Origin of the sequence: Streptococcus sp. CF7_Ac1-12, assembly GCF_024295905.1 — a bacterium.
In the GTDB taxonomy this organism is placed as follows: domain Bacteria; phylum Bacillota; class Bacilli; order Lactobacillales; family Streptococcaceae; genus Streptococcus; species Streptococcus mitis_AP.
On record NZ_JANCPG010000027.1, the window covers coordinates 1 to 2,500 of the forward strand.

The window sequence follows — 2,500 nt, forward strand, 5'->3', positions numbered from 1 at the left end:
AAGGGACGGCTAACTACGTGCCAGCAGCCGCGGTAATACGTAGGTCCCGAGCGTTGTCCGGATTTATTGGGCGTAAAGCGAGCGCAGGCGGTTAGATAAGTCTGAAGTTAAAGGCTGTGGCTTAACCATAGTACGCTTTGGAAACTGTTTAACTTGAGTGCAAGAGGGGAGAGTGGAATTCCATGTGTAGCGGTGAAATGCGTAGATATATGGAGGAACACCGGTGGCGAAAGCGGCTCTCTGGCTTGTAACTGACGCTGAGGCTCGAAAGCGTGGGGAGCAAACAGGATTAGATACCCTGGTAGTCCACGCCGTAAACGATGAGTGCTAGGTGTTAGACCCTTTCCGGGGTTTAGTGCCGCAGCTAACGCATTAAGCACTCCGCCTGGGGAGTACGACCGCAAGGTTGAAACTCAAAGGAATTGACGGGGGCCCGCACAAGCGGTGGAGCATGTGGTTTAATTCGAAGCAACGCGAAGAACCTTACCAGGTCTTGACATCCCTCTGACCACTCTAGAGATAGAGTTTTCCTTCGGGACAGAGGTGACAGGTGGTGCATGGTTGTCGTCAGCTCGTGTCGTGAGATGTTGGGTTAAGTCCCGCAACGAGCGCAACCCCTATTGTTAGTTGCCATCATTCAGTTGGGCACTCTAGCGAGACTGCCGGTAATAAACCGGAGGAAGGTGGGGATGACGTCAAATCATCATGCCCCTTATGACCTGGGCTACACACGTGCTACAATGGCTGGTACAACGAGTCGCAAGCCGGTGACGGCAAGCTAATCTCTTAAAGCCAGTCTCAGTTCGGATTGTAGGCTGCAACTCGCCTACATGAAGTCGGAATCGCTAGTAATCGCGGATCAGCACGCCGCGGTGAATACGTTCCCGGGCCTTGTACACACCGCCCGTCACACCACGAGAGTTTGTAACACCCGAAGTCGGTGAGGTAACCGTAAGGAGCCAGCCGCCTAAGGTGGGATAGATGATTGGGGTGAAGTCGTAACAAGGTAGCCGTATCGGAAGGTGCGGCTGGATCACCTCCTTTCTAAGGATAAGGAACTGCGCATTGGTCTTGTTTAGTCTTGAGAGGTCTTGTGGGGCCTTAGCTCAGCTGGGAGAGCGCCTGCTTTGCACGCAGGAGGTCAGCGGTTCGATCCCGCTAGGCTCCATTGGTGAGAGATCACCAAGTAATGCACATTGAAAATTGAATATCTATATCAAATAGTAACAAGAAAATAAACCGAAAACGCTGTAGTATTAATAAGAGTTTATGACTGAAAGGTCAGAAAATAAGGTTAAGTTAATAAGGGCGCACGGTGGATGCCTTGGCACTAGGAGCCGAAGAAGGACGTGACAAACGACGATATGCCTTGGGTAGCTGTAAGTAAGCGATGATCCAGGGATTTCCGAATGGGGGAACCCAACAGGTACTACCTGTTACCCACATCTGTTAAGGATGTGAGGAGGAAGACGCAGTGAACTGAAACATCTAAGTAGCTGCAGGAAGAGAAAGCAAAAGCGATTGCCTTAGTAGCGGCGAGCGAAACGGCAGGAGGGCAAACCGAAGAGTTTACTCTTCGGGGTTGTAGGACTGCAATGTGGACTCAAAGATTATAGAAGAATGATTTGGGAAGATCAGCCAAAGAGAGTAATAGCCTCGTATTTAAAATAGTCTTTGTACCTAGCAGTATCCTGAGTACGGCGGGACACGTGAAATCCCGTCGGAATCTGGGAGGACCATCTCCCAACCCTAAATACTCCCTAGTGACCGATAGTGAACCAGTACCGTGAGGGAAAGGTGAAAAGCACCCCGGGAGGGGAGTGAAATAGAACCTGAAACCGTGTGCCTACAACAAGTTCGAGCCCGTTAATGGGTGAGAGCGTGCCTTTTGTAGAATGAACCGGCGAGTTACGTTATGATGCGAGGTTAAGTTGAAGAGACGGAGCCGTAGGGAAACCGAGTCTGAATAGGGCGGATTAGTATCATGACGTAGACCCGAAACCATGTGACCTACCCATGAGCAGGTTGAAGGTGCGGTAAGACGCACTGGAGGACCGAACCAGGGCACGTTGAAAAGTGCTTGGATGACTTGTGGGTAGCGGAGAAATTCCAAACGAACTTGGAGATAGCTGGTTCTCTCCGAAATAGCTTTAGGGCTAGCGTCGACATTAGAGATTCTTGGAGGTAGAGCACTGTTTGGGTGAGGGGTCCATCCCGGATTACCAATCTCAGATAAACTCCGAATGCCAATGAATTATGGTCGGCAGTCAGACTGCGAGTGCTAAGATCCGTAGTCAAAAGGGAAACAGCCCAGACCACCAGCTAAGGTCCCAAAATAATTGTTAAGTGGAAAAGGATGTGGGGTTGCACAGACAACTAGGATGTTAGCTTAGAAGCAGCTATTCATTCAAAGAGTGCGTAATAGCTCACTAGTCGAGTGACCCTGCGCCGAAAATGTACCGGGGCTAAAACAATTTACCGAAGCTGTGGATACCTTTAT

At 50.1% G+C, this 2,500-nt stretch carries 1 tRNA gene and 2 rRNA genes (1 of these 3 cut by a window edge); all 3 read left to right on the plus strand.

The window, feature by feature from the left end:
• Positions 1-1,044, plus strand: a 16S ribosomal RNA gene (locus NMM17_RS09490); the annotation flags it as partial.
• 51 nt (positions 1,045-1,095) lie between these two features.
• Positions 1,096-1,168 (plus strand) — tRNA-Ala (locus NMM17_RS09495).
• Positions 1,169-1,292: 124 nt separating this feature from the next.
• Positions 1,293-2,500: ribosomal RNA gene (locus NMM17_RS09500) — 23S ribosomal RNA — on the plus strand (it continues 1,693 nt past the right edge of the window).